Origin of the sequence: Streptomyces sp. NPDC002130, from assembly GCF_040296465.1 — a bacterium.
Classification (GTDB): domain Bacteria; phylum Actinomycetota; class Actinomycetes; order Streptomycetales; family Streptomycetaceae; genus Streptomyces.
Genome location: NZ_JBEOXI010000710.1, coordinates 1 through 1653, shown reverse-complemented (window position 1 = coordinate 1653; position 1653 = coordinate 1). Strand labels below are relative to the sequence as shown.

The 1653-nt window shown below is 65.6% G+C and carries 2 protein-coding genes and 1 pseudogene; 1 reads left to right on the top strand and 2 read right to left on the bottom strand.

Features of this window, described 5'->3' with window-relative positions:
• Positions 1-87, top strand: a pseudogene (locus ABT116_RS44715) (DUF5134 domain-containing protein); the annotation flags it as partial.
• A 422-nt stretch (positions 88-509) separates the two neighbouring features.
• On the opposite strand, the gene ABT116_RS44710 reads toward ABT116_RS44715, so the two are convergent.
• Both ABT116_RS44710 and ABT116_RS44705 read right to left on the bottom strand, forming a co-directional pair.
• Positions 510-1292: an SDR family oxidoreductase gene (locus tag ABT116_RS44710; protein WP_182262126.1), complete on the bottom strand. Its 783-nt coding sequence runs from the start codon at positions 1290-1292 to the stop codon at positions 510-512.
• Positions 1289-1516 (bottom strand): hypothetical protein, encoded by a 228-nt coding sequence (locus ABT116_RS44705; protein ID WP_351646691.1) that lies wholly within the window; start codon positions 1514-1516, stop codon positions 1289-1291. Before ABT116_RS44705 ends, ABT116_RS44710 begins: the two co-directional genes overlap by 4 nt.
• Positions 1517-1653: the final 137 nt, after the last annotated feature.

The window sequence follows — 1653 nt, the reverse complement described above, 5'->3', positions numbered from 1 at the left end:
GCGCTCTGCGCGGTGACCGGCGCCTACTGCCTGGCGCGGATGCGCAGCGGCACCGAGGGGCAGCGCAGCGCCGCGGGCGGCGAGGCGCCCACCCGCGGGTCGAACTCTTCCTTGCGCCACGAGCGCGCCGCCAATTGTTCGGGGAGAGAGCGAACTCCGGCGAGGAGAAGCATCATCGTATGTTCGGCGACATTGCCCGCGTACGCTCCGGCAGCAGACGTCCAGACCCGCTTGTCGTCGATCACACCGGCGTCGAACCAGGGCTCGATCCCGGCGAACGGCAACTGCACCCAGCGAACCGAATCGGGTAGCGACGACGGGAACGTCTCCGGCCCCTGTACCCACACGACGCCCTCGGCTTCTGCCAGTGGAACGAGAGCTCCACCGGCTCGGCGTATTCCGTCGGCGACGTGAGGATCCTCGACGGGACCGAGGTGGATGCGAGGGGTGCTGGCGTCTGTCATGTGGGTGCTTTCTGTTCGAGTAGCGGACGATCTAACAGCGGACAATCAGACGACGGCTGTCATTCCGCCGTCGACGTAGAGGATCTGACCGTTGACGAAATCCGAAGCCGGGGATGCCAAGAACAGTAGCGACCCGATCAGCTCCTCGGTACGGCCCCAGCGTCCGGCGGGCGTCCGCTTGGCGAGCCACGCGGTGAACTCCGGATCGTTGACCAGCGCAGAGGTCAATTCGGTGTCGAAGTATCCCGGTGCGATCGCGTTGATCTGCAAACCGAAGGGTGCCCAGTCGGCGCACATTCCGCGGGTGAGCATCTTCAGCCCACCCTTACTGGCCGCATACGGTGCGATACCTGCTCGGCCGAGTTCGCTCTGCACCGAGCAGATGTTGACGATCTTCCCGTGTCCGCGCTCGACCATGCCGCGGGCGAATTCACGTCCGACGTAGAACGCACTGGTCAGGTTGGTGTCCATGACACGCCGGAAGTCGTCGTCGCCGAACTCGAGAAGCGGGGCACGGTGTTGCACGCCGGTGTTGTTGACAACGATCTCGACCGGGCCGACCTCCGCCTCGATGCGTGTCGCCGCATCCCGGACGGCAGCCGAATCGGTGACGTCGAAAGCGAATGCGTGCACCGTTGCACCGGTCGCGTCGGCGATGCGTCGACGCTCGGCTTCGAGCACGTCGACATTTCGGCTGTTGAGCACCACTACCGCACCCGCCTCGGCGAGACCAGTCGCGAGGGCCGAGCCGATGCCTCGGCTCGAACCCGTCACCAGCGCGACCTTCCCGGAAATGTCGAACGGGCCGGGGCTTGCGGTGCTACTCACGCTGTGACGCTCCTCTGAGATGTATGGATGTAGTCGACTGCCTCGCCCACCAGTGTGCTCGGTTTGGAGACGACATTCAGCGTGACGCCGCGCTCGTCGTCTGCGAGCGGTTCGAGAGCGTCGAACTGGGAGATGAGCAGACTCTCCGGCATGAAGTGCCCGGCGCGGAAACGCATACGTGCGGAGATAGTCTCGAAATCACCGGCCAGGTGGACGAACTGCACGTCGAGACCGTCCGGGCGCAACCGGCCCCGATAGTCCTTTCGCAGAGCCCCCTCGACCTCGCCCAGTACGCGGAGTTCATCCGGGCCCGCGGCACCCGCGTCGCCGTGATCTGCAACCCCAACAACCCCGACGGCGG